The sequence below is a fragment of the Haemophilus sp. oral taxon 036 genome, assembly GCF_002998595.1.
GTDB classification, from domain to species: domain Bacteria; phylum Pseudomonadota; class Gammaproteobacteria; order Enterobacterales; family Pasteurellaceae; genus Haemophilus; species Haemophilus haemolyticus_K.
Window position 1 is genome coordinate 862,285 of the sequence record NZ_CP027235.1, and the last position, 25,107, is coordinate 887,391.

Below are 25,107 nucleotides of genomic sequence, written 5' to 3' on the forward strand. Positions count from 1 at the left end.
TAACGGAGAGATAAGATGGCAGGTGCAAAAGAGATAAAAACCAAAATTGCCAGTGTACAAAGTACACAAAAAATTACTAAGGCAATGGAAATGGTGGCGACCTCAAAAATGCGTAAAACGCAGGATCGTATGGCTGCATCTCGTCCGTATTCTGAAACTATCCGTAACGTTATTAGTCATGTGTCTAAAGCAAGTATCGGTTATAAACATCCGTTCTTAGTTGAGCGTGAAGTGAAGAAAATCGGTATCTTGGTTATTTCAACAGATCGTGGTATGTGTGGTGGATTAAATGTTAATTTATTCAAAACCACACTTAACCAAATCAAAAATTGGAAAGAACAAAATATCTCTACAGATTTGGGCTTAATAGGTTCAAAAGGGATTAGTTTTTTCCGTTCCTTTGGATTTAATATCAAAGGTCAACTTTCTGGTTTAGGCGATACGCCCGCTCTAGAAGAATTAATTGGTGTCGCAAATACAATGTTTGATGCTTATCGTAATGGTGAAATTGATGCAGTTTATATTGCATACAATAAATTTGTTAATACGATGTCTCAAAAACCAGTTGTACAACAATTAGTTCCTTTACCAGAATCTAAAGACGATCATTTAAATGAAAGACAACAGACTTGGGATTATCTTTATGAACCAGAACCAAAAGTACTATTAGATAGTCTTTTAGTTCGTTATTTAGAATCCCAAATTTATCAAGCGGTTGTAGATAATTTAGCTTCAGAACAAGCGGCTCGAATGGTAGCAATGAAAGCAGCAACTGATAATGCAGGTAATTTAATTAATGATCTGCGGTTGGTGTATAACAAAGCTCGTCAAGCAAGTATCACAAATGAATTGAATGAAATCGTAGCCGGTGCGGCAGCGATTTAAGAAAAGAGGAACGGTAATGTCAGCAGGAAAAATTGTACAAATCATCGGTGCGGTGATTGACGTTGAATTTCCACAAGATGCAGTGCCAAAAGTTTACGATGCATTAAAAGTTGAATCAGGTTTAACACTTGAGGTGCAACAACAATTAGGTGGCGGTGTGGTACGTTGTATCGCATTAGGTGCTTCTGATGGTTTAAAACGTGGTTTAAAAGTAGAAAACACGAATGAGCCGATTCAAGTACCGGTAGGCACAAAAACCCTTGGTCGTATTATGAATGTATTGGGTGAACCAATTGACGAACAAGGTCCAATCGGTGAAGAAGAGCGTTGGGCTATCCACCGTTCTGCACCAAGCTATGAAGAACAATCAAACAGTACGGAATTATTAGAAACTGGTATCAAAGTTATCGACTTAATTTGTCCATTTGCTAAAGGTGGTAAAGTTGGTTTATTCGGTGGTGCGGGTGTAGGTAAAACCGTTAACATGATGGAATTAATCCGTAACATTGCGATCGAGCACTCAGGTTACTCTGTATTTGCGGGTGTAGGTGAACGTACTCGTGAAGGTAATGACTTCTATCATGAAATGAAAGATTCTAACGTATTAGATAAAGTATCTTTGGTTTATGGTCAGATGAATGAGCCACCAGGTAACCGTTTACGTGTTGCGTTAACTGGTTTAACCATGGCAGAAAAATTCCGTGATGAAGGTCGTGACGTATTATTCTTCGTGGATAATATCTATCGTTATACCCTTGCTGGTACTGAAGTATCTGCGTTATTAGGTCGTATGCCATCAGCAGTAGGTTACCAACCAACCTTAGCAGAAGAAATGGGTGTGTTACAAGAACGTATTACTTCAACCAAAACAGGTTCTATTACCTCTGTACAAGCGGTATACGTACCTGCGGATGACTTAACTGACCCATCTCCGGCAACAACCTTTGCGCACTTAGACTCAACCGTTGTATTAAGTCGTCAAATTGCATCTTTAGGTATCTACCCAGCGGTTGATCCATTAGATTCAACTTCACGTCAGTTAGACCCTCTTGTTGTTGGTCAAGAGCATTATGATATTGCTCGTGGTGTACAAGGTATTTTACAACGTTATAAAGAATTGAAAGATATTATCGCAATTCTTGGTATGGACGAATTATCTGAAGAAGATAAATTAGTGGTAGCACGTGCACGTAAAATTGAACGTTTCTTATCACAACCGTTCTTCGTTGCTGAAGTATTTAATGGTACTCCAGGTAAATATGTTCCATTAAAAGAAACTATTCGCGGCTTTAAAGGTATTTTAAGCGGTGATTACGACCATATCCCAGAACAAGCGTTCTATATGGTAGGTTCAATCGACGAAGCGCTAGAAAAAGCCAAAAATATGTAATCACTTCAAGTCATTTGAAGGAGAACAAAAATGGCGACATTTAATTTAACAATAGTAAGCGCAGAGCGAAAAATCTTTGAAGGTGAAGTGAAACAGATCCAAGCAACAGGTGTTGAGGGAGAATTAGGAATTCTCCCTGGACACACACCATTGCTAACGGCAATTAAACCAGGGATTGTTAAATTTACCCTTCAAGATGGAAATGAAGAAGTTATCTATGTTTCCGGTGGTTTTTTAGAGGTTCAACCAAATATTGTTACGGTACTAGCAGATGTTGCTATCCGTGGTAGTGAATTAGATGCTGAGCGTATTCGCGAAGCAAAACGTAAAGCTGAAGAGAACATTGTATCTCATGCATCAGATGTAGATCATGATTTACTGGTTGCGAAACTTTCTAAAGAGTTAGCAAAACTTCGAGCTTATGAATTGACTGAAAAACTCTTGAAAACAAGACGGTAATAAAAAAGTGCGGTGAATTTTCACCGCACTTTTTATATCTAATAATATATCCTTTAAACATACCTTTCTATATCAACTGTTGACTACTCTATTCACTTATTATAGCCACTCTATACCATATTATTTTCCCAAATGGCTTTGACCAACTTTTCTATATTAGATTAAAATATACGCCTTTTTAAATTTTATCCTTAAGGAAGAAAAATGGAAGAATCTTCGGAATTAGAAAAGCTCCCAAAAATGATAACAGGAGTCCTAAAAATAGTGTTAAGTTCCGCATTAATTGCATTAGCAATTGTACTAATTATTGCTTTGGGTAAAATAACTTATACCTTAGCAATGATGGTTTTAAATACATCAAGCTTTGTACCCTATGATGTTGCTGAACAAGCTGTAATGTTTTTCTTATATTTCGGGTTTATAGGATTAATAGTTCAATATTTTAAAAGTGGCTATCATTTTCCATTGCGCTATTTTATATACGCAGGGATTACAGCAATGTTACGACTCATTATTGTAAATCATGAAAGCTCAGTTGATACCTTATTATTTGCTGGTTCAATTCTTGTTATGGTTATTGCGCTTTGCCTTGTTTTATATTCTAACAGACTTAAAAATCTATAAGGATATAAAAATCCAAAGCATAATAAAACGCACTTCATTGAAGTGCGTTTTATCTATTATAACTAGCATTTATTCTAATTTGCTTTTGAAAGCTAATTTCCATTTTTTAGCATATTTTCCTCATTTTTTTCAAGAGGAATATTGTCTATAGCCATTACGGATTTTAAACTATCTTGTCGTACTTGTTCTGCTAGGACTTTATCACCAGACTGTTCAAAAACGTAAGAAGCCATCATCAAATCATTTGATTCTAATTGATTAGGGCAAGCAATCACCTTTTTAAAAACTTCAGCAGCTTGGGAAAATTCGTTATTACGAACATATAAATAGCCCAACGCTCGATTAATACAACATTTTTCTACATCACCAGCATGTTTAGCTCGTTTTGCTACAAGTTTAATTAACTTGCTGTTATCTTCCGGCTGTAAACGTGTAATTTGAGTGCAAAGCGCTTTACCAATTGGTGTGTTGTCACCAATTTTTTTCAAGATTTCAAGGGTAAATTCTGCTGCAGACTCATGATCATTACAATCAATTAAACGTTGAATTAAGCCTACTTTTAAATCAACATTATTACGGCGACGACGAGGTAGCTCATCCCACCATGCAAGTAATCCATCAACGCCTTCCTCATTCATCTTTTCATCAAGTAGGCCATTTTCTGTTTGCGTACGAAGTTCTTGAAACTCTTCTGTGCTAAATAAACCACTATTTTCTACACTGTCTAAAATCTCATCAAGCGCTTGATAAGCTTTAGAGCGCAAATAAATATCCACAGCAAGTTTTAATACTTCTTTATTACGGTTAGACATTTCAAGCAGGCTATCTACTGAACTACGCGCTGCTGGTAATTTATTTTGTTGTAATAAAATCCGTGTCCGAGCGATTTCAACCAATAAATTATCAGAACCCGCTAACTCTGTTGCCTCAATTAAATAACGATTTGCACTAAATTCATCACCACGTTGTTGTGCAGCTTCAGCTGCTTTGATTAGATTTAATACTGGCTCAGCAGAGTGTTTGGCATTTTTACCAATCAATTTTTCTGCTTTTGCATAATCTCCCTCATTCATTTTAACCAAACCTTCAAGGGTTTGTTTTTGTGCTCTAACACGTTTACGGCGTGAAAACCAGTTGTAAGATCCTCTACTTAAACGTAAAAATCGGGTAATAATCCACTCCAATCCATAAATGATTGCTAACGCGATAACAAAAAAGATGACTAGCGTTGTAATAGACATTTCAATAATATTGTTAGCCGTTTCAATACGGACATAACCTTGCTGACCAGAAAGATAAGGTCCAGCCACAAGTCCTGCAAGCAGCGCTATCATTAGAAAAAGCACTCTAAACATAGGCTCTCCTTATTGTTGATGCTCGGCTTTTGCCGGTTTATCTTCAGATTTTTGCATTGTATCCTCTACTTTCGGCATACTTTCAACCGCTTTATCTGTCTCAATTTCTACTTTTTGTACATCTAATGGTAAGCGATTAAGATATTTATCAAGCAATGTTAAACTCGCCAATTGTTCTGGAACATCCACATAAATAGACAGTTCTAACAATTCATCCACAGATTTTAAGAAGTTCTGCGTAGTTTCAGAATTTGTATCAAAATAGCTACGAACCCAAGACGACACAGCATCTAAAGATTGTTTATAAAGCTCATCCTGTTGACGAGGTACAGCCATAATAGCAAGTTGTAAACGTAAACGAATATTTTCACGAAGATAAATATCTTGATTCGGTGCTAATAATTCTTTCTTATTTGCACTTTGTTTTGGCGAAATACGAATAAAATGATTTAAGAAAGAAGTAGCACTTTTTTCAACATTTTGTTGCCAATCCTCGATACTATCGGATAATTTATTATTATTTTCAGGGGTGTCATCAAAATTTACATTAAGCACTTGCAACTCATCAACTGTGTTGGCAAGCTGTGAAAGTTTTTGCATCACTGAATTTTGATCCACACTAGAAAGAGAAAGTAATTTCTTCAAATCTTGGTTAATCGCATTACGAACAGAATTAGCTTGAGTATTATTAATTTTAACTAGCGTTTCATCAGCTAATTTCAATAAAGAAACAGCTGTATCAACATCATTATCTAAAATAAGTTTACGTAGTGCGTTATTCAATAAAAAATCAACTTCAGAGAATAACCAATCATTTGGTTGTTGTGCACTTGCAAGTTGACCCACTTGTTTTATTTGTGCCTGTAAAGTAGTAATTTCTTCCGTTTTACTTTTATTAAATTCTTCTAATTGAATTACCTTTTCCTGCATGGCTTTTAAACCACTTTCTAATTGGCTTACTTGCTCATTTTTCTCATTTGAAGTAACACGAGAGGCTGACTCTCCTACTTGGTTTTCAAGAACAATTAACTTTTTCTGAAAGTCTGTAACTTGTTGTTGGCCAATATAATAACCAGCACCGCCAACACCAAGCGCAATTAAAATAGCTAACAAACTTAATGCTGTACCATTTTTTTTAACTATCGTTTGTTGAAGAACCGGCTGTTCTGCAAATTGTTCCGCTTCCGTTTTTTCTACTACTATTTCAGGGGTATCGCTGACTTGTTCAGTGATATCATTTGATTGATTCTTTGCCATATCAATTCCTTAATGAGTCTTAAGTAAGGTATTTAATAAACTTGTGTTATCTGCTTTAGGAGAAATGACGACATTAGCCCAACCAGCTTCTTTCGTAAAATTAGCAATACGTTGGCTTACAGTAATCAGTGTGCATTGTTTTAACCATGCCTGATCATTTTCAGGCACAAATGTTAATAGGGATTGAACGATGTCTAAACTTGTCGCCACAATAGTATTTACACCTAAACGCTTACAAATATTTATTTTTTCTTCTGCATCATAAAGAAGAGGCTCCCGACGGTAGCATTCAACATAGCTTACCAATGCTCCACGTAATTCTGCTTGTTTGCGAAAAAAATCTCGACCACTATTAGCCCGTAATATTAAAATTTGTTTGCCTTGCAAAAATTGCATTTCGGGTAACTCTAACAAACCTTCACTGCTTTCAGAACAAATGGGGTAACGCACATTGCGCTCGCTTTGACAAGAAAAATACTGTGCGGTTCGTTCTCCAACTGTAAAGAAATGTAAATCTTTTCTCCAAACATTATTTGTTTTTTTTAATATTTTATCAGCAAAATCCACCGCACTTTTAGAAACCAGAAACACATAATCACCAGCATTGAGTTGATTTAATCTAGTGGGTAAATTAACAAGCTCATAGCCTTCTTCTAGAGTAAATAAAGGTAAATGAAGTGCTGCCACACCTGATTGACTTAACATCTCAACCAATTGTTTACCACGTTCGTCAGGGCGAGTCACTAAGACAGCCATTACTTCCCCCTATTATGCATAAATTCTTGCTAAAATTTTATCAGCACCTTGAGCTAATAACTGTTTAGCCAAAGTACGGCCTAATTCTTCTGCATTTTCTACCGCACTTTTGCCTTCTGCTCGAAGAATCAACGAACCATCCACATCACCCACTAATGCACGTAAATAAATTTCATCTCCCTGTAACACAGCATACCCGCCAATTGGTACCTGACATCCACCTTGTAATGCAGTATTCATCGCACGTTCAGCCAAAACACATGCTGTTGTTTCTTCATCAGCTAGCGGTGCTAATAAATCTTTCACGACTATATCATCCATTCGGCATTCTATTCCTACGGCACCTTGTCCTGCAGCCGGCAATGACTGTTCTACTTCAATAAAAGAAGCTATTCTAGATGCTAAACCTAAACGAATTAAACCTGCAGAAGCCAAAATAATGGCATCGTATTCACCAGCATCAAGTTTACTTAAACGCGTACCCACATTTCCACGTAAAGAACGAATATCTAAATCTGGTCGAAGCTGTTTTAACTGGCATTGACGACGTAAGCTAGATGTTCCTACAATCGCACCCTGTGGTAATTCAGATAAAGAACAGTAAGAATTTGAAACAAAAGCATCTCGTGGATCTTCGCGTTTACAAATCACACTTAAGCCCAAACCTTCAGGAAAAGTCATTGGTACATCTTTCATTGAATGTACAGCAATATCTGCTCGCTTCTCCAATAATGCATGCTCTAGTTCTTTCACAAATAAACCTTTTCCCCCAATTTTTGCTAAAGGTGAATCTAAAATCACATCACCTTTTGTCACCATAGGCACAAGTTCAACAGTTAAATGGGAATGAAGTTGCTCTAAGCGTTCTTTTACAAAATTTGCTTGCCATAAAGCTAAAGGACTTTGACGCGTTGCGATTTTTACAATTCGAGATTGGGTCATAATTGATTCAATTTACATAATAAAATTGCCAATTATCCTATCACTGTTAGGAAAAAAAGTCATTTTGATTGTACTGTGATGATGATTAGCAAAATAAAAGTTCAACTTAATTTTTTGATCTCGATCACAAAATAAAAATAATTATCAAAAACATATACAAAATAAAAAATTCATTATTTATAATAATTATCATTTATATAACTTAAGGAAATTATTGTGAAAAAATACAAATTAACACCTTATACACTATTGTTAATAGCAACAGGGATATCTGTAACAAGTTATGCTTTGGCTGAGGAGCAATTGTCTGAGATTAAGGTTACGGATGAAATGAGTAGTACAACTCATACACAAACTCAACCAGCTGTGATTCATAAAAATGTAAGAGCTATTCGTGAAGAGATGATTCGTGATACACGAGATCTTGTACGTTATACAACAGATGTTGGTATAAGTGATAATGGTCGCCATTTAAAAGGCTTTGCTATGCGTGGTGTAGAAGGTAATCGCGTTGGTACTAGCGTTGATGGTGTTTCTATTCCTGATTTTGAAGAAAACTCTCTTTACGCTCGTTATGGTAACTTTAATAGCTCTCGTCTGACTATTGATCCTGAGTTAGTGCGTGGAATTGATGTTGTTCGTGGTTCTAGTTCTTTTAACTCTGGTAGTGGGTATTTAGGTGGTGGTGTAAATTATCATACTTTAGAAGCTATTGATTTAGTAAAACCTGAAAATAAGTTCGGTGGATTATTAAAAAGCGGTTATTCCAGTAAAAACCGAGAATGGATTTATACATCAGGTCTAGGTTATAAAGATGGAAAATGGGAAGCTGCATTACTTTATTCTCAACGTCGTGGTCATGAAATGAAAAGTAATGGTAAGGGTGGGCTAGATACTTATGGTAGTTCACGTGGTATTCCAGACCCATCTCAACATACTAATCATAGTTATTTAGCTAAAATATCCTATTTACTAAATGATACTCATAAATTTAGTGCATCATTAAATGGACAAATAAATAAAAATAATACAGATGAGAAATCTTATAATTTACAAGAGGGCGATTGGCGTGAAACTAGTGATTTGGGAAAACGTCAAATGGTTAATTTAGCCTATGAATATTTTCCTCAAGAGGGAGGGATTAGCTATTTTCGTACAGATTATGATTGGCAAAAAACAGATGTTGGAGCTATAAATTACAAAGGTGCATACCCAACTGACTATACTACATTTCTACCTGATTTTAATAAAAAAGAATTAAGACAAATTTATGATCGTCTTATGCAAACTGACTTCAATCGAATTTCTTTTAGATTGGATAGTAAGGAATTTGATAGTGATATTGGTATTCATAAATTTTCATTAAAAGTAGGAACATCTCGCCATAATTTCAGAAATATAAATATAGATAGAGAGGATGTGACTTCAACTGAAATTAATCGTAATACAATACAAAGACCAATAAGAACTAATCATACTTATATTTCTTTGCTTGATTCAATAACTTGGAATAATACTTTTAGCTCTGATGTAGGAATACGTTATGATCGCTACAAACTCAAACCTCAAGCTTTAAATGCAAGATGTATATTTTGCACTACTGATATTGATAAGGCAAGTTTTAATGGTTTAAGTGGGTTTGTGGGATTAAATACAAATTTGACTGAAATATGGAAATTAGGATATACATTATCGAGTGGTTTTCGAGTTCCAAATGCTTCAGAAATTTATTTCACTTACACGCATCCCGCGGGAAACTGGTTGGCTAATCCAAATTTAAAATCGGAAAAAAGCTTAACGCATAATATTTTATTAGAAGGAAAAGGGGAGTTAGGCAAACTTAGTGTTAATTTATATTACACCAAATATAGAAATTTCTTGTTTGATGAAACAACGGTTGGTATTTATGATAATCGTGAAACCTTGTTTACTCAGCAAGTAAATAAAGATAAAGCTCATATTTCTGGAATTGAAATTAATGGACACCTCAATTTGCATCAATTAGCCTCATCCATTCCAAATGGATTCAAGTTTATGGGGGGATTAGGATATTCAAAAGGTAAAGTATCGGGAGAAACTAGTTTGTTATCTATTCAACCATTAAAAGCAATTTTGGGGCTAGATTATGAAGATCCTAATGGAAAATGGGGAATATTCAGTCGTTTAACTTATTTAAGTGGTAAAAAAGGGAAGGATGCAAAGGTTTTAATAGATGATGAACGTTGTACTGTTCCAGAGGTTCCTAATCCAGATTACACTAATGGTGATTATTGGGCACCCCCAATAATATGTCCAACTCACAAAAAACTCTATTTAGATAGTATTGAATTTCCTTATTTAAATAAACGAGCAATGATTTTTGATTTATATGGTTATCTAAATGTAACAAAAGATATAACATTAAGAGCTGGCGTATACAATGTGTTTAACCGTCGTTATCATACTTGGGATTCATTAAGAGGTATCCCATTAGTTGGGGCTACAACTAACACAGTTGATTCACAAGGGAAAGGTCTTCAACGTTTCTATGCTCCAGGTCGTAACTTCGCAGCCTCTTTAGAAATTCGATTCTAATTAATTTGTAGGGTGTGAGAATAGTTTTCCATTAACGCACATAAATAATCTCAGTGTATGGATTGTACTAACTTCCATTCCCTACGTATAAAGTACGCATAATTCTATGCGTACTTCTTTTTATTTTAGGAGCAATCATTATGATGATAGATAAACGCCTAATTAACACGGTGGCTGACAGCAAAAAATGGATTGGCGTCACTGTGTTGTGGAATTGGGTCGCGTTAGTTGGCGGAATTATTAGTGCCGTCGTGTTTTCTTATATTTTACAAGCCGCTTATTTTAAAGAGTTGACGATGTCAAGTGCGGTGGGTTTAGGTGTGATTTTAATTGCAGCATTGGCATTACGTGCTTTTGCAGGTAAAAAATCAGTGCAGGCGTCTTATTTTGCTAGCACAAAAGTGAAGCATGAATTACGTAGCCTTATTTATCGTAAATTGGCTTCTATGCCACTTAACCAAGTGAACCAACAATCTACTTCAAGCATTATCCAAGTGGCATCAGAAGGTGTAGAACAGCTTGAAATCTACTTTGGGCGTTATTTGCCGCAACTTTTTTATAGCTTGCTTGCACCGCTTACCCTCTTTGTTTTCTTGATTTTTTTCAGCTTTAAAACAGCCATTATTTTATTAATTTGCGTGCCGCTTATTCCGATGTCAATTATTGCAGTGAATAAAATTGCGAAAAAACTCTTGGCAAAATATTGGTCGATTTATGTGGGATTAGGCAGCAGCTTTTTAGATAACCTACAAGGTTTAATCACGTTAAAAATCTATCAAGATGATGCTTATAAAGCGAAAGAGATGGATAAAGAGGCTGAGCATTTCCGCAAAATTACCATGAAAGTGCTTACCATGCAGCTTAACTCAGTTTCTCTTATGGATTTACTCGCTTATGGTGGCGCAGCAATTGGGATTTTAACCGCATTATTACAATTCCAAGATGCGCAACTCAGCGTGTTAGGCGTGATTTTATTTATCCTACTTTCCTCCGAGTTCTTTATTCCGCTTCGTTTGCTTGGTTCATTCTTCCATGTGGCGATGAATGGTAAAGCGGCTTCAGATAAGATTTTCACATTGCTTGATACGCCAGTGGAAACCCAACAAAGTGCGGTAAATTTTGAAGCAAAAAATAACCTTCAAGTGGAAATAAAAGATCTACATTTTGCGTATTCTGCAGAAAAACCAGCAATTCAGGGTTTAACTTTAACGATTCAACCAAATCAACTTTCTGTGTTTGTGGGTAAAAGTGGTTGCGGTAAATCAACTTTAGTTTCGTTGTTGATGGGTTTTAATAAAGCGCAACAAGGTGAGATTTTGTTTAATGGACAAAATGCCTCAGAAATTGACCGCACTTCTTTCTATCAAAAAGTATCGTTGGTGAGCCATAGCAGCTACGTGTTTAAAGGCTCGCTGCGTGAAAATATGACGATGGCGAAAATTGATGCCACAGATGAACAAATTTATGCTTGTTTAGAACAAGTGAATCTTGCCCATTTTGTACGCGAAAATGGTGGATTAGATATGCAGCTATTAAGCTGTGGTGCAAATTTATCGGGCGGTCAGATTCAACGTTTAGCCTTAGCGCGTGCTTTATTACACAATGCCGAGCTTTATATTTTTGATGAAGCGACCAGTAACATTGATGTAGAAAGCGAAGAAATTATTTTGCAGTTTATTCAACAATTTAAACAACAAAAAACCATTGTGATGATTTCTCACCGCTTAGCAAATGCGGTAAATGCGGACTGTATTAACGTACTTGACCAAGGCAAATTGATTGAGCAAGGCACTCACGAAACCTTAATGGCAAAACAAGGTGCGTATGCTGAAATGTTCCAACAACAAAAAGATTTAGAACAAATTAGAGAGGTGGCAAATGCGTAAAAATGGTTTTGTTGTAATGGGGCATTTGTTGAAATTAGTGACTCCACTTGCACATATTATGGCGTTTACCATTACTATGGGTACGCTCGGTTTTCTTGCCGCCATCTTTATTATGGTGCTGGGTGCGATGGGGTTAGTGAATCTCTTAAACTTTGATACCCATTTAAGTTTCTCTGGAATTTTGACCGCACTTATCGTATTGGCGGTGGCTCGTGGCGCATTGCGTTATTTAGAGCAAATGTCAGGGCATTATATTGCTTTTAAATTACTCGCATTATTGCGTGACAAAGTGTTTTCTTCTTTGCGCCGTTTGACTTTTGTGAAGTTGCAGGACAAACAAGCTGGGCAATTAGTGTCATTAGTAACCAATGATATTGAATTACTCGAAGTGTTCTATGCGCACACTATTGCACCAATTATGATTGCGTTCTTTACCTCTGCGATTTTATTGTTGGTCTTTGCGCATCTTTCAGGTTGGTTTGTGCTTGTGGCATTGGCTGCGTATTTAACAGTGGGCGTGATTTTACCGATTATCACCACCAAATTGGCACGTGAAGATGGCAGACGTTATCGTGAATTAGTGGGCGAAATGAATGATTTCTTCCTCGACAGCGTGCGTGGTATGAAAGAAATTCAACTTTTTGGCTATGCACAACAACGTTTAGCAGAAATCCAACAACGCAGCCAAAAAATCGATACGGCTTTTGAGCGCATTAAAGATCAAGAAGCGAAAGTCCGTGTTTATACTGAAGTGGCGGTATCTGTTTTCAACATCATTATGCTATTTACCGGATTAATTTTATTTAGCTTAGATAAAATTGATTTTTCTGCCTTTTTAATCGGCGTGATTTTATTGATGTCGAGCTACGGGCCAGTTATTGCGTTAAGTAACCTTTCAAGCAACTTATTACAAACTTTGGCTTCAGGTGAGCGTGTATTAAGTTTGTTAGCGGAAGAACCAGAGTTAAAAGACGTAGAAAGTGCGGTCGATTTGAAGGACGTTTCTTGCATTGATGTGGAGAATGTAAACTTTGCTTACGGCGAAGAACAAATTTTATCGGATGTGAGCTTATCTGTGAAAAAAGGTGAAATTTTGGGTATTCACGGCAGAAGCGGTAGCGGTAAAAGTACCTTGTTGAAATTGCTGATGCGTTTTTACGATCCAAAATCAGGCAGCATTAAAATTAACGGCGAAACCTTACCGAATATCAACACTCGTAGCTTGCGTGACAATATGGCGTACATTACTCAGCAAACCTATATTTTCAACGAAACCATTGAAGAAAATATTCGTCTTGCGCGCCGTGACGCAACGTTAGAAGAGATTATGGAAGCGGCGAAGAAAGCCTCAATTCATGATTTCATTTTAAGCTTACCACAAGGCTATCAAACAAAAATGACGGAATTGGGCGGTAACCTCTCTGATGGTGAAAAACAACGTATCGGTATTGCCCGAGCATTCTTGCATAATGCGCCGATTATCTTGCTTGATGAGCCAACCAGCAATTTGGATAGCTTAAACGAAGCAATGATTTTGAAATCATTACTCGATGTTAAAGCTGAAAAATTGATTATTCTCGTTAGCCACCGCCAATCCACGATGGCAATTTGTGATCAGGTGATTGGTATAGAAAACGGCAGAATGTCCTAAATTAATATAAGAAAAAATCGCACTGTTAAAGGTGCGATTTAATTATATTTTAAAACTAATCTTATAAAAAAGAGCGGTGAAAATTCACCGCACTTTTACTTTCAAACACAGAAAATCTTATTCCCCACGCTTCAGCATGCCTTGTTTTTTCAAATTCACCAAAATAATTGAAATTGCAGCAGGGGTGATACCTGAAATTCGGCTGGCTTGGCCAATGGAAACAGGACGATGCTGTTCCAACTTCGCACGTACTTCATTAGATAAACCAGACACTTTGCTGTAATCAAAGTTAGCTGGGATAGCTGTATTTTCGTGGCGTTTTTGTTTTTCAATTTCTTCTTGTTGATGCTCAATATAGCCTTGATACTTAATGGCAATTTCCACTTGTTCTACGGCTTCTCGGTCTTCCATTGCCGGTTTGTATGGCGTTAAAGAAGTCAAAATATCATAGGTCATTTCTGGACGGCGTAATAAATCTTCACCGCTGGCTTCACGCACAAGTGGGCTACCAAGCACTTTATTCACTTCTTCTAAATATTCAGAACGCGGATGCAACCAAATGCTGCGTAAGCGTTGGCGTTCCTGTTCAATATTTTCCATTTTTTGATTAAAGCGCGCCCAGCGAGCCTCATCAATCAAACCTAATTCATGGGCAATCGGCGTTAAACGAATGTCTGCATTGTCTTCACGTAATAACAAACGGTACTCAGCACGAGAAGTGAATACACGATATGGTTCTTTGGTACCAAGTGTGCAAAGGTCATCAACCAGTACGCCAGTATAAGATTGATCACGACGTGGATACCATGCATCTTTATCTTGTACGTAAAGACCTGCGTTAATCCCAGCCAATAAACCTTGTGCTGCCGCTTCTTCATAACCCGTTGTACCGTTAATTTGACCTGCAAAGAATAAACCTGAAATAGCTTTTGTTTCTAACGTTGGTTTTAAGTCACGCGGATCAAAATAATCATATTCAATGGCATAACCTGGCTTCACAATACGTGCATTTTCTAAACCTTTCATGGAATTCACAATGCCCATTTGTACGTCAAACGGCAAACTGGTAGAGATCCCGTTTGGATATACTTCATTACTGGTTAAGCCTTCTGGTTCCAAATAAATTTGATGTGAATTACGATCTGCAAAACGCATCACTTTATCTTCAATGGATGGGCAATAACGTGGACCAATCCCTTCAATCACACCGGTATACATTGGACTGCGATCCAAGTTATTACGGATAACTTCATGGGTTTGTTCATTGGTATGGGTGATATAACAAGGAATTTGTTGAGGGTGATCATCCACTGATCCCATAAAAGAGAATACCGGTAATACGGCATCACCATGCTGTTTAGCCAATATATCAAAATTGATCGTACGCGCATCAATACGTGGTGGTGTACCTGTTTTAAGACGATCTACACGTAATCCTAGATCTCTTAATCGATGTGAAAGGTTTACAGAAGCAGGATCCCCTGCACGACCACCTTCATAGTTTTCCAAACCTATGTGGATCTTACCGGCTAAGAAAGTACCTGCAGTTAATACCACTGATTTAGCACGAAAAGTTAATCCCATTTTTGTGCTAACGCCTGTAACTCGATCTTGCTCAATCAGAATATCGGTCGCTTCTTGTTGGAAAATATCTAAATTAGGTTGATTTTCTAATGCTGTACGAACAGCTTGACGATATAAAACTCTGTCAGCTTGAGCTCGAGTAGCACGTACTGCTGGGCCTTTACTGCTATTTAAAGTACGAAATTGGATCCCTGCTTTATCTGCAGCATGAGCCATTAAACCGCCCATTGCATCGACTTCTTTTACTAAATGACCTTTACCGATCCCACCAATTGCAGGGTTACAAGACATTTGCCCTAAAGTATCTACATTATGTGTTAATAAAAGGGTTTTAAATCCCATACGAGCTGGTGCAAGCGCGGCTTCTGTACCCGCATGACCACCACCGATCACAATCACATCATAAGTTTCAGTGTAAAACATATCTATCTCTATTTATTCGGATCAAAAAATTGGCGTTATTCTACAGAAATTTAAAACACCTGACAAAAAATAATGGATCTATTGATCCTTTGAAAGATCACGTTTGTATTAGTAAATAAGATCTCTTTTTATATATAAAGATCTTATTATTGTTACTATTAAGATCTTTTGTGATTGTGAGTAACCTTATTCGATCCTTATGGAAACAGGTGTTATAGGATCCAAAGATCTTGTGAAAATGCGATCATTTTCTTTAAAAATCTTGTGTGTAAAATGGAAAGTTATTAACAACTTTATCTTTTCTAAAAGTTACCAAGTGAGTAAAAACAGTTTTATGACAGATTATTTATGAGTTATCCACAGGTAAAAATGAATTTTTATTGAAATCCCTATAATTTAGTTTTTTTAAACAATTAATTTTATTAAATGCACGTTTTATGATTTGACTTTGTAGTTACTACAGGTTTTATGCTTCCTTCAAATCAAATGGTTAAGGAAATAAAATGAAAGAAGTTTCTATAGTAAAAAATTATACTCCTAAAGAATATCAGCAGCATTCATCTTGCCCTCATAGTCAAATCTCTAAAAATAAAATGGTATTAGGCATTAGTTTTGCAATTATTACCTTTTATATGGTTGTTGAATTTCTAGGGGGATATTGGTTTAACAGCCTTACTTTGATGGCTGATGCTGGGCATATGGCAAATGATAGTTTATCTATTTTTTTAGCATGGATTGGATTATTTTTAAGTCTAAGATGGCAAAAATGGTTAGCTTTAATCAATGGAATTTCATTAGTTTGGGTCGCTATTTGGATTTTCATCGAGGCTGTAACACGTTGGCAGGCTCCGATAGAAATAGCCGCTTTGCCAATGTTAGGTGTAGCTTTACTAGGGTTTGGGATTAATTTGTTGGTAGCTTTTATAATGCTAAAAAGTAATCGCCATAATTTGAATATTCGTGCAGCGTATTTGCATGTTTTAGTAGATTTATTTGGTTCGGTTGTTGCTATTATTGCAGGAATAAGTGCTTATTGGTTAAATTGGCAATGGGTTGATGTAGTGGCTAGTGGTATTTTAAGTCTTTTTGTCTTATACAGCGGTATTTCCACAGTTTCTAGAGCAGTTAAATCCTTGTATGATAGTAATACAAATTTGTTATTAGATGACCATTCTCATTAAAGTAAAAAATTGCTTGAGGAAATAATGAAAATTAGTGAATTAAGTAAATCTACGCATACTAATATTGAAACTATCCGCTACTATGAAAAGCAAGGAGTATTGCAGCCATCTAAGCGATTGGCTAATGGTTATCGATATTATGATGAAGAAAGTGTAGAACAATTAAAATTTATCAAAAAATGTCGAACGTTGGGTTTCTCTTTAGAGAATATTAAGGCACTCAATCGTATTAAATTTAGTATGAAAGATCATTATCAAGCAGATCAATTAGTACTTAATAAACTGATTCAAGTGGAAAATAAAATATCTCAATTATTAGAAATCAAAGATTTTTTACAGTCTATTGTTACCGAAAGTGAACATAATGAAGAGGAATGTAAAGCAATAGAAGGATTGAAAAGCGAATGTAATTTGTAAAAATACTGAAAAATTTGACCGCACTTTAGAAGAAAAAATGCCGCCTAAATTTTGATCTTCAGGCGGCATTTTATTTTTCTAATTATTATTTAGATAAATCAATTTGATATACAGCAAATCCAACTTCATCTGTACCCACTTGTTTCATTGGATACTGTGCTTTTTCTTTGATGAATTGAGCTGCTTGTTCGCTTGGTGAGGTTTCAAAACGAACATCTAATTTATCGTTGCCTTTAATTGGCGTAAAGCGCCAGTTTTTATCCGCGCTAGGGTTTACAGAACCTTCTTTTTCACTGGTTACTTTAATGTAATCAGCTAAAATTTGACGGTTTTCATCTGGTGATGCGTAAACAATATGTTGATCGCCAGTGCCTGGGAATTTATTACCGTAAGCACGATAGTTATTCGTTGCAATCAAGAATTCTGCTTTTGGATCAACTGGTTTACCTTGATAAGTGAGGTTCACTACACGATGTGATTCTGGGTTAATTAATTTACATTCACCATCGTAACGAGCAGGTTTGGTTAGATCATATTCATAATTGACACCATCAATCACATCAAAGTTATAAGTGCGGAACCCTTCCCAATCGATTAATGATTGTGGTTTATCACTTGCAGGGTCAATTTGTTTAAACATACCTGCACTGCATTCTAACCATTCTTTTAATTGTTCACCTGTTGCTTTAACAACTACTAATGTATTTGGATAGAGATATAAGTCTGCCGCATTACGGAAAGTTAATTCACCTTTATTTACTTCGGTATAACCTGTAGGGTCATTTTTACGACCACCCGCTTTAAATGGTGCGCCTGCACTTAAAATAGGTAAGCCAGCCATTGCTGCAACACTTGGTGCAACTTTTTCTACATAGGCTTTTTGTGCTTGGTTTACAATTTGAATAGTTGGATCATCTTGTACTAATGCAAGATAGCTGTACATATTATCTGTTGCTTTACCAATAGGTTGAGAAACAAATTTACGTGTCGCTTCGTGAACTGGTTTTAAAAGTGCGGTAATTTCTGGGTCATTTTCTGCAAGTGCTTTTTTATTTTCTGCATCATAAATTGGACGTAGAACCGCTTTTCCAGAGGTAACAATCCATTTACCTTTGTGTTCTGTTAAGCCTAGATCCACTACACTGATATTATTTGCCCAATAGCCTGCCATACTTTCTGGTACACCTTTTACTGTACCATTTACGATGTCTGCATTTGGTGATTTCGCAAATTCTTTATTTGGGAATAAACGGTGTGAGTGTCCAAAAATAACCGCATCAATATGTGGAACATCCGCTAAATAGAATGCAGAGTTTTCAGCGCCTTCTTGATAAGGTTCATCAGATGGGCCAGTGTGAGCTAATGCAACGATAATATCTGCCCCTTTTTTCTTCATTTCAGGGATATATTTTTGTGCTGTTTTTACAATATCACGAGTTTCAACTTTACCTTGAAGGTTCGCTTTATCCCAAACCATGATTTGCGGTGGCACAAAACCGATGTAACCAATTTTTAATTTATGTGTTTTACCTTGATTATCAACAACTGATTTTTCTTGAATGACATAAGGTGTGAAATAAGGTTCTTCAGTTCCTACTTTTACTACGTTGGCATTTACAATTGGGAATTTAGCTTGTTTGATACAGTCAGCTAAATAATCTAAGCCATAGTTAAATTCATGGTTACCTAAGGTTCCTACTTCATAGTGCATAGCATTTAAGCAATCCACCGCAGGGTTAGATTTGCCTTCTTTATAGCCTTGAGCAGCTTGATAATCAGCAATAGGGTTACCTTGAATTAAATCCCCGTTATCAACCAATACGCTATTTTTTACTTCAGCACGTGCTTGACGAATAAGGCTTGCAGCACGAGTAAAACCGAATTTCTCGGTTGGTGCGTCTTTATAATAATCAAAGTCTGTTAAGAAACTGTGAACGTCAGTAGTGGCAACAATACGTAAATCTACATCATGTTTACCTTTTGCTGTCGCAAAACGGCTTGCACTTAATGCAAGAATACTGCTTGCACCGATTTGAATAAAATGACGTCTGTTTATCATTATTTTCCTCTTTTGACTGGATAATTTTACTTTATTTTAATATAAAATTAATTTAATAAAATACTAAAAATGTTAAAATTATGTAAAAATTTTTGTTAAATATGATATATATCAAAAAAATATAAAAAAATATAGATATACCTATTGACATGAAAAATTTTGAGGTTTAGATTTTTCGTTGAAAGCTTTAATAAGGATATAGGAGTTATTTATGAAAAAAAATGTAAATAGTAAATATCTAATAATTTATCTATTAGATAATGTATTCTATTCTATTAATTTATACCTTAATTTACCATATTACAAAAAAAGGTGATTTTTATAATAAATTTTTTATTTTCAAAAATTTATTTTGAAAATATATTTTAAATATAAAACCCTTAATTTATTTAAATAAATTAAAACTCTTTAACTAAACAAATTAGAACTAAAGGAAATAAAATATGAGTTCTGAAATAAGTGCAAAAAAAGCTAAAAAGATGGGTGTATTAGCTTTAACGCTTGTGACTGCCTCCAATATGATGGGGTCAGGTGTTTTTTTACTCCCAACTAATTTAGGTAGCATAGGAGCTATTTCCATTTTTGGATGGATCATTACTATTTTAGGAGTAATGGCATTAGCTCTGGTTTTTGCTAAAACTTCTCTTATTCATGAGAGAATTGGCGGTATTGTTGCTTATTCGAGAGATGCATTTGGTCCATTCGTTGGTTTTCAGTCAACGGTTGCATATTGGGTAAGTGCTTGGATTGGTAACGTTGCTTTATTAGTAGCTGGTGTCGGTTATCTTGCTTACTTTTTCCCTATTTTGAAAGATCCAACCGTAGGGACAACTTATAGTTGTGTAGTAGCAATAGCTATTTTGTGGGCATATGTATTTTTATCTTCATTTGGTGCAAAAGTAGCAGGATCTGCTCAATCATTTACAGCTCTTTGTGGATTAACAGTAATTCTTGGTGTAGGTGTTTTTGGTTGGTTTTACTTTAAACCTGAAACTTATTTAGAAGTAGTTAATGATACAGGTAACAGCAATTTTAGTGCTATTATTGCTGCTGCATCTCTAGCTTTATGGGGATTTTTAGGTGTTGAATCAGCAGTAGTATCAACAGGGCAAGTTGAAAATCCAGAAAAAACTGTGCCAAAAGCAACTGTTTATGGTTTATTAATTGCTGCCGTTTGTTATGTAGCAAGTAGCACAGTTATTGCTGGAATAATTCCACACGAAGTGCTTAAAAATTCAAGTGCACCATTTGCTGATGCTGTGAAATATATGTTCAATTCTGAGTTAGCTGGTTCAATTGCTTCTGGCCTAAGTATTCTTGCTTGTTTTGGCTCTATCTCTGGTTGGTTTATTTTACAATCGGAAGCTCCTCGTGCAGCTGCAGAATCAGGATTATTTCCAAAATGGTTTGCTGAATTAAACAAAAATGATGTACCAATGAAGAGCTTAATTTTCACTGCAGTATTGATGTGCGGAGTATTGTTATTAACAGCAAGCCCTAATCTTGCAGAACAATTCCAAATTGTTATTTTAATGTCAGTTTATTGTTCTTTGCTTCCATATTTGTATGCTATTACTGCATTACCAATATTATGGACTGCTAAAAAACTCAAAAAAGATGGTAATTATAAATGGCATACTTTATTAGTGCTCGTTAGCATCTTATATTGTATGTTTGCCTTAGTAGGTTCTGGTGCAGATTCTATTTTCTGGGGAACATTACTTGTAACATTTATGATACCAGTATTTACATTCCCAGCTCTAAAACTTATTAATAACAAAGAATTAGATGTAAAAGTTGATTAAATTTTATAAAAAAGGAGTTCTAAAATGAAACTTTCAATGAAAGACCAAGTTAAATTAGATGAATTTTATGGATATTGTTTAAAAAACCGTTTTTTTAATTTAGGTTATCCTGAATCAGCAGATATAGATTATTCTGTCTTAGAAAAATTCTGGAATATTAACTTTAATAACTGTGGAGACTGGGCTGAATATTGTAATTTTAAACTTAATACTTTTGAGTTTGAAAAAGAAGTAATGGAATACTTTTATGATTTATTTAAAATAAATAAAGAAGATGCTTGGGGGTATGTTACTAATGGTGGTACCGAAGGAAATATGTTTGGTATTTGGTTAGCTCGAGAAACTTTCCCTGATTCAACATTATTCTATTCAAAAGAAGCTCATTACTCAGCTGCAAAAATAGTTACATTACTTAGAATGAAGTCTTGTGTAGTTGAACGTCAAAAAGATGGTATTGTCAATTATGAAGATTTAATTAATAAAATTGTTAAATCAGGTGAAAAACATCCTATTATTTTAGCAAATTTAGGATCTACAGTACATGGTGCAATTGATGATATAAATAAAATTCAAGATCTTATGGCAAAAGCAGGTTTTAAACGTGAAGATTATTATATTCATGGAGATGCAGCATTAAGCGGAATGATTTTACCATTTGTTGATGATCCTCAACCACATACCTTTGCTGATGGTTTAGATTCTATTGGCGTTTCTGGACATAAAATGCTTGCTTCACCTATTCCATGTGGTATTGCTATTGGTCGTAGAAAATTAGTTGATAATATTACAGTTGAGGTAGATTATATTGCGGCACACGATAAAACAATTACTGGTTCTCGTAATGGACATACTCCATTAGTATTATGGACTGCAATTAAAGGGCATACCTTTGATGATTTTAAAGCTAGAATATCTAGATGCTTAGCAATGGCTGATCATGTGGTAAATAGAATTCGTGCAGCTGGTTATAATGCATGGAAACATAAAAACTCCATTACAGTAGTCGTTCCTCGTCCAGAAGAAGATATTTGGGAAAAATGGTCATTAGCTCCATCTGGAAATGAAGTTCATATTGTTACAACTGCTCATAATGAATGGGAAACAGAGAGGGTAGAACAATTATGCGACGAATTGATTGAAAATTATAAAAAAATCAATTGCCAAGATAAAATATAATTAAGAATAAAGGCTACCATAAAGTTATTGGTAGCCTTTTATTTATAAATTAATGTGAGTTTTTATGCGTGAGAGAGAAATTAATAAAAGTTTAACTTTACGACATATTCAATTTTTAGCTTTGGGTTCTGCTATTGGTACAGGACTATTTTATGGTTCTTCTGAATCTATAAAACTTGCTGGACCATCAGTTATATTTGGCTATATTCTAGTAGGATTTGTTATTTATATAGTAATGAAATCATTAGGTGATTTAATTTTGAATACACCTATAGGAAATACCTTTGGAGATTATGCTTCTATCTATTTAGGAAAAAAATGGGGATTTGTAACTGGTTGGGCATATGTCTTAGAGATGATTATTGTTTGTATTGCTGATTTAACTGCTTTTAGTATATATATGAAGTTTTGGTATCCTGAAGTTGATTCTTGGATTTGGATATCGTTAGTTATTTTTTTTATTACTGCTATTAATTTAGTCAATGTAAGGGTATTTGGAGAATTGGAATTTATGTTAACTATCATAAAAGTTATTACTATAGGTTTTATGATAGTTGTTGGATTGTGGTTATTATTTTATACTGAATCTAGTAAAGATAGTTTAGAACAAGTAGCGAGTGTTAATAAATTGATAAATTATGGAGGTTTTATCCCTAATGGGATTGATGGTTTTCTTTACAGTTTATCTATAATAGCATTTTCCTTTGGAGGGATAGAAATTATTGGTATTAGCGCTGGAGAAACTGCAGAGCCTAGTAAAACTATTCCTGTTGCTATTCGCTCTATTCCTTTTAGAATTCTTTTTTTCTATATATTTACGATATTTATTATTTTAACTATAGTTCCTTGGAATAATTTAGATGGTTCAAAAAGTCCTTTTGTTACTATTTTTGAATATATAGGAATTCCTTATTCAACTAATATTTTAAATATTGTTGTTATTTCAGCTTCAATTTCAGCTATTAATAGTGATGTATTTAGTGCGAGTAGAATGATTTATAGTATGTCAAAAAGAAATCATGCTCCAGAAATATTATCTCAAGTTTCTAAATATAATGTTCCTTGGATAGTTGTTTTGTTAATAGCTTTTATACTATGTTTAGGTATTTTTTTAAATTATTTTTTTTCTGATCATGTTTTTATTTTTGTAGCTTCTGCTGCTAGTGTTATTACTATTTTTGTATGGTTTGTAATATTGTTTTCTTGGGTTTCTATGAAAAATAATGTTTTAAATAACTTTATAGGGGTTTTATTAAAAAATAGTTCTGTTTTGTTTTCTATTGTGTTTCTTTTTATAATTGTTTTATTTATGTTTTTAAATAAAGAAACAAAAGTTTCTACATTAATTGGTCTAATAATGATTTCAATAATTTTTATTATTAGTAGTAAGTTTAATGGTCATGTTAAAGGAGAATAGTTATGAGCCTTAAATATCAATCTATTAAAGGTATGAAAGATGTACTACCTAGTGAATCACCTAAATGGATATTTTTTGAAAAAATAATAGTAGATTGGATGAGAAAATATGGGTATGAGCAAATTAGAACGCCTATATTAGAAAATACTAATTTATTTATTCGTTCTATAGGTGAAGCTACAGATATAGTTGAAAAAGAAATGTATTCTTTTGTAGACTCTTTAAATAAAGATGCACTAACATTAAGACCAGAAGGTACAGTAGCATGTCTAAGAGCTTGTTTAGAAAATAATTTATTATATAATTCTACTCAACGGTTATGGTATATGGGACCTATGTTTAGACATGAAAAACCACAAAAAGGAAGATACCGCCAATTTACACAAGTTGGAGTTGAAGCTTTGGGTTTAGAAGGGCCAGATATAGATGCTGAAATGATTTCAATGACAAAAGAACTTTGGGATCAATTTGGTTTTAAAAATATAGAGTTACAAGTTAATACTTTAGGAACTATCGTTGAAAGATCTAATTATAGAAGTGTTTTAATTAAATATTTAGAAGATAACATTGATGTTTTAGATGAAGATGGACGTAGAAGATTATATAGTAATCCCCTTCGAGTTTTAGATTCCAAAAATGAGTCTATGCAGGATGTATGTAATAATGCTCCAAAATTAATTGAATTTTTAGGAAAAGATAGTTTATCTCATTATCAAAAGTGGTTAAATATTTTAGAAAAATTAAATATTTCCTATGTTGAAAATACGAGATTAGTTAGAGGGTTAGATTATTATAATAATTCAGTTTTTGAGTGGGTTAGTTATGATAGTGGTTCTCCATTAACATTTTGTGCTGGTGGTCGTTATAATGGATTAATAGAAGAGCTTGGAGGTGAACCAAAACCTGGTATTGGTTTTGCAATGGGTGTTGAAAGAGTATTAGATATGTTAGATACAAAAATAATTCCAAAAAATAGTGATTTAATATATATAATACATTTAGGAGAAAAAGCAACTGAGTGTGGATTATTAGTGTCTCAAAAACTTAGATACGCAGGATTTAATGTAAAACAAGATTTTGAGCATACATCTATCAAATCTCAACTAAAACGTGCAGATAAACAGAATGCAAGATTTTGTATCATTATCGGTGAAAATGAGATTTTATTAAATAAGGTAAAAGTTAAAGATATGCATTCTAGAAATGAATCTATTATAGATTTAGATAAACTAGTTGATTTTTTAATGTTTTATTTTAAATGATAAT

General features: G+C 34.6%; 19 protein-coding genes. 13 read left to right on the forward strand and 6 right to left on the reverse strand.

The window, feature by feature from the left end; all coding sequences use genetic code 11:
* Positions 1 to 15: 15 nt before the first annotated feature.
* The 4 genes from atpG to psiE all read left to right on the forward strand — a co-directional run bounded on the left by atpG (position 16) and on the right by psiE (position 3,358).
* The gene (atpG, locus tag C3V42_RS04200) at positions 16 to 885 is read left to right on the forward strand and encodes a F0F1 ATP synthase subunit gamma (protein ID WP_106013785.1); all 870 of its coding nucleotides are present in this window, start codon (positions 16 to 18) and stop codon (positions 883 to 885) included.
* Between the two features lie 16 nt (positions 886 to 901).
* Positions 902 to 2,275 (forward strand): F0F1 ATP synthase subunit beta, encoded by a 1,374-nt coding sequence (gene atpD / locus C3V42_RS04205; RefSeq protein WP_048953132.1) that lies wholly within the window; start codon positions 902 to 904, stop codon positions 2,273 to 2,275.
* A 30-nt stretch (positions 2,276 to 2,305) separates the two neighbouring features.
* On the forward strand, positions 2,306 to 2,734 hold the full coding sequence (locus tag C3V42_RS04210; RefSeq protein WP_048953133.1) for a F0F1 ATP synthase subunit epsilon: 429 nt from the start codon (positions 2,306 to 2,308) through the stop codon (positions 2,732 to 2,734).
* Positions 2,735 to 2,938: 204 nt separating this feature from the next.
* Positions 2,939 to 3,358: a phosphate-starvation-inducible protein PsiE gene (gene psiE, locus C3V42_RS04215; RefSeq protein WP_065265661.1), complete on the forward strand. Its 420-nt coding sequence runs from the start codon at positions 2,939 to 2,941 to the stop codon at positions 3,356 to 3,358.
* Between the two features lie 92 nt (positions 3,359 to 3,450).
* On the opposite strand, the gene C3V42_RS04220 is transcribed toward psiE, so the two are convergent.
* The 4 genes from C3V42_RS04220 to hemC are packed head-to-tail and all read right to left on the reverse strand — an operon-like array spanning position 3,451 to position 7,668.
* Positions 3,451 to 4,713: a heme biosynthesis protein HemY gene (locus C3V42_RS04220; protein ID WP_106013786.1), complete on the reverse strand. Its 1,263-nt coding sequence runs from the start codon at positions 4,711 to 4,713 to the stop codon at positions 3,451 to 3,453.
* A 9-nt stretch (positions 4,714 to 4,722) separates the two neighbouring features.
* Positions 4,723 to 5,970 (reverse strand): uroporphyrinogen-III C-methyltransferase, encoded by a 1,248-nt coding sequence (locus C3V42_RS04225; protein WP_106013787.1) that lies wholly within the window; start codon positions 5,968 to 5,970, stop codon positions 4,723 to 4,725.
* 9 nt (positions 5,971 to 5,979) lie between these two features.
* Positions 5,980 to 6,726 carry a uroporphyrinogen-III synthase gene (locus tag C3V42_RS04230; RefSeq protein ID WP_106013788.1) on the reverse strand — a complete coding sequence of 249 codons (747 nt, stop codon included), beginning with the start codon at positions 6,724 to 6,726 and terminating at the stop codon, positions 5,980 to 5,982.
* Positions 6,727 to 6,738: 12 nt separating this feature from the next.
* Complete coding sequence (gene hemC, locus C3V42_RS04235; protein ID WP_106013789.1) at positions 6,739 to 7,668, reverse strand: hydroxymethylbilane synthase; 930 nt, start codon at positions 7,666 to 7,668, stop codon at positions 6,739 to 6,741.
* Positions 7,669 to 7,884: 216 nt separating this feature from the next.
* On the opposite strand from hemC, the gene C3V42_RS04240 reads away from it, so the two are divergent.
* The 3 genes from C3V42_RS04240 to C3V42_RS04250 all read left to right on the forward strand — a co-directional run bounded on the left by C3V42_RS04240 (position 7,885) and on the right by C3V42_RS04250 (position 13,779).
* Positions 7,885 to 10,242, forward strand: coding sequence for a TonB-dependent hemoglobin/transferrin/lactoferrin family receptor (locus C3V42_RS04240; protein ID WP_106013790.1), 2,358 nt, complete (start codon positions 7,885 to 7,887; stop codon positions 10,240 to 10,242).
* Between the two features lie 140 nt (positions 10,243 to 10,382).
* Positions 10,383 to 12,128: an ABC transporter ATP-binding protein/permease gene (locus C3V42_RS04245; protein ID WP_106013791.1), complete on the forward strand. Its 1,746-nt coding sequence runs from the start codon at positions 10,383 to 10,385 to the stop codon at positions 12,126 to 12,128.
* Positions 12,121 to 13,779: an ABC transporter ATP-binding protein gene (locus C3V42_RS04250; RefSeq protein ID WP_106013792.1), complete on the forward strand. Its 1,659-nt coding sequence runs from the start codon at positions 12,121 to 12,123 to the stop codon at positions 13,777 to 13,779. The genes C3V42_RS04245 and C3V42_RS04250 overlap by 8 nt, the downstream gene beginning before the upstream one ends.
* Before the next feature lie 117 nt (positions 13,780 to 13,896).
* On the opposite strand, the gene mnmG is transcribed toward C3V42_RS04250, so the two are convergent.
* On the reverse strand, positions 13,897 to 15,786 hold the full coding sequence (gene mnmG / locus C3V42_RS04255) for a tRNA uridine-5-carboxymethylaminomethyl(34) synthesis enzyme MnmG (RefSeq protein WP_106013793.1): 1,890 nt from the start codon (positions 15,784 to 15,786) through the stop codon (positions 13,897 to 13,899).
* Between the two features lie 503 nt (positions 15,787 to 16,289).
* Between mnmG and C3V42_RS04260 the strand changes: the two genes are divergently transcribed.
* Positions 16,290 to 16,967: a cation diffusion facilitator family transporter gene (locus C3V42_RS04260; protein WP_005638352.1), complete on the forward strand. Its 678-nt coding sequence runs from the start codon at positions 16,290 to 16,292 to the stop codon at positions 16,965 to 16,967.
* Positions 16,968 to 16,991: 24 nt separating this feature from the next.
* Entirely contained in the window at positions 16,992 to 17,384 is a 393-nt protein-coding gene (locus C3V42_RS04265; RefSeq protein ID WP_005635322.1) for a MerR family transcriptional regulator, read from the forward strand.
* 85 nt (positions 17,385 to 17,469) lie between these two features.
* Here C3V42_RS04265 and cpdB read toward each other — a convergent pair whose 3' ends face one another.
* Positions 17,470 to 19,443 carry a 2',3'-cyclic-nucleotide 2'-phosphodiesterase gene (gene cpdB / locus C3V42_RS04270; RefSeq protein ID WP_005635324.1) on the reverse strand — a complete coding sequence of 658 codons (1,974 nt, stop codon included), beginning with the start codon at positions 19,441 to 19,443 and terminating at the stop codon, positions 17,470 to 17,472.
* Between the two features lie 443 nt (positions 19,444 to 19,886).
* Between cpdB and hdcC the strand changes: the two genes are divergently transcribed.
* The 4 genes from hdcC (at position 19,887) to hisS (ending at position 25,103) form a co-directional block, all read left to right on the forward strand.
* Positions 19,887 to 21,248, forward strand: a complete 1,362-nt coding sequence (gene hdcC / locus C3V42_RS04275) for a histidine-histamine antiporter (RefSeq protein ID WP_106013794.1) — start codon at positions 19,887 to 19,889, stop codon at positions 21,246 to 21,248.
* 24 nt (positions 21,249 to 21,272) lie between these two features.
* Positions 21,273 to 22,424, forward strand: a complete 1,152-nt coding sequence (locus tag C3V42_RS04280) for a histidine decarboxylase (RefSeq protein ID WP_106013795.1) — start codon at positions 21,273 to 21,275, stop codon at positions 22,422 to 22,424.
* A gap of 64 nt (positions 22,425 to 22,488) precedes the next feature.
* Positions 22,489 to 23,841, forward strand: coding sequence for an amino acid permease (locus C3V42_RS04285; RefSeq protein ID WP_106013796.1), 1,353 nt, complete (start codon positions 22,489 to 22,491; stop codon positions 23,839 to 23,841).
* Positions 23,842 to 23,843: 2 nt separating this feature from the next.
* Positions 23,844 to 25,103, forward strand: coding sequence for a histidine--tRNA ligase (gene hisS, locus C3V42_RS04290; RefSeq protein ID WP_106013797.1), 1,260 nt, complete (start codon positions 23,844 to 23,846; stop codon positions 25,101 to 25,103).
* Positions 25,104 to 25,107 lie beyond the last annotated feature (4 nt).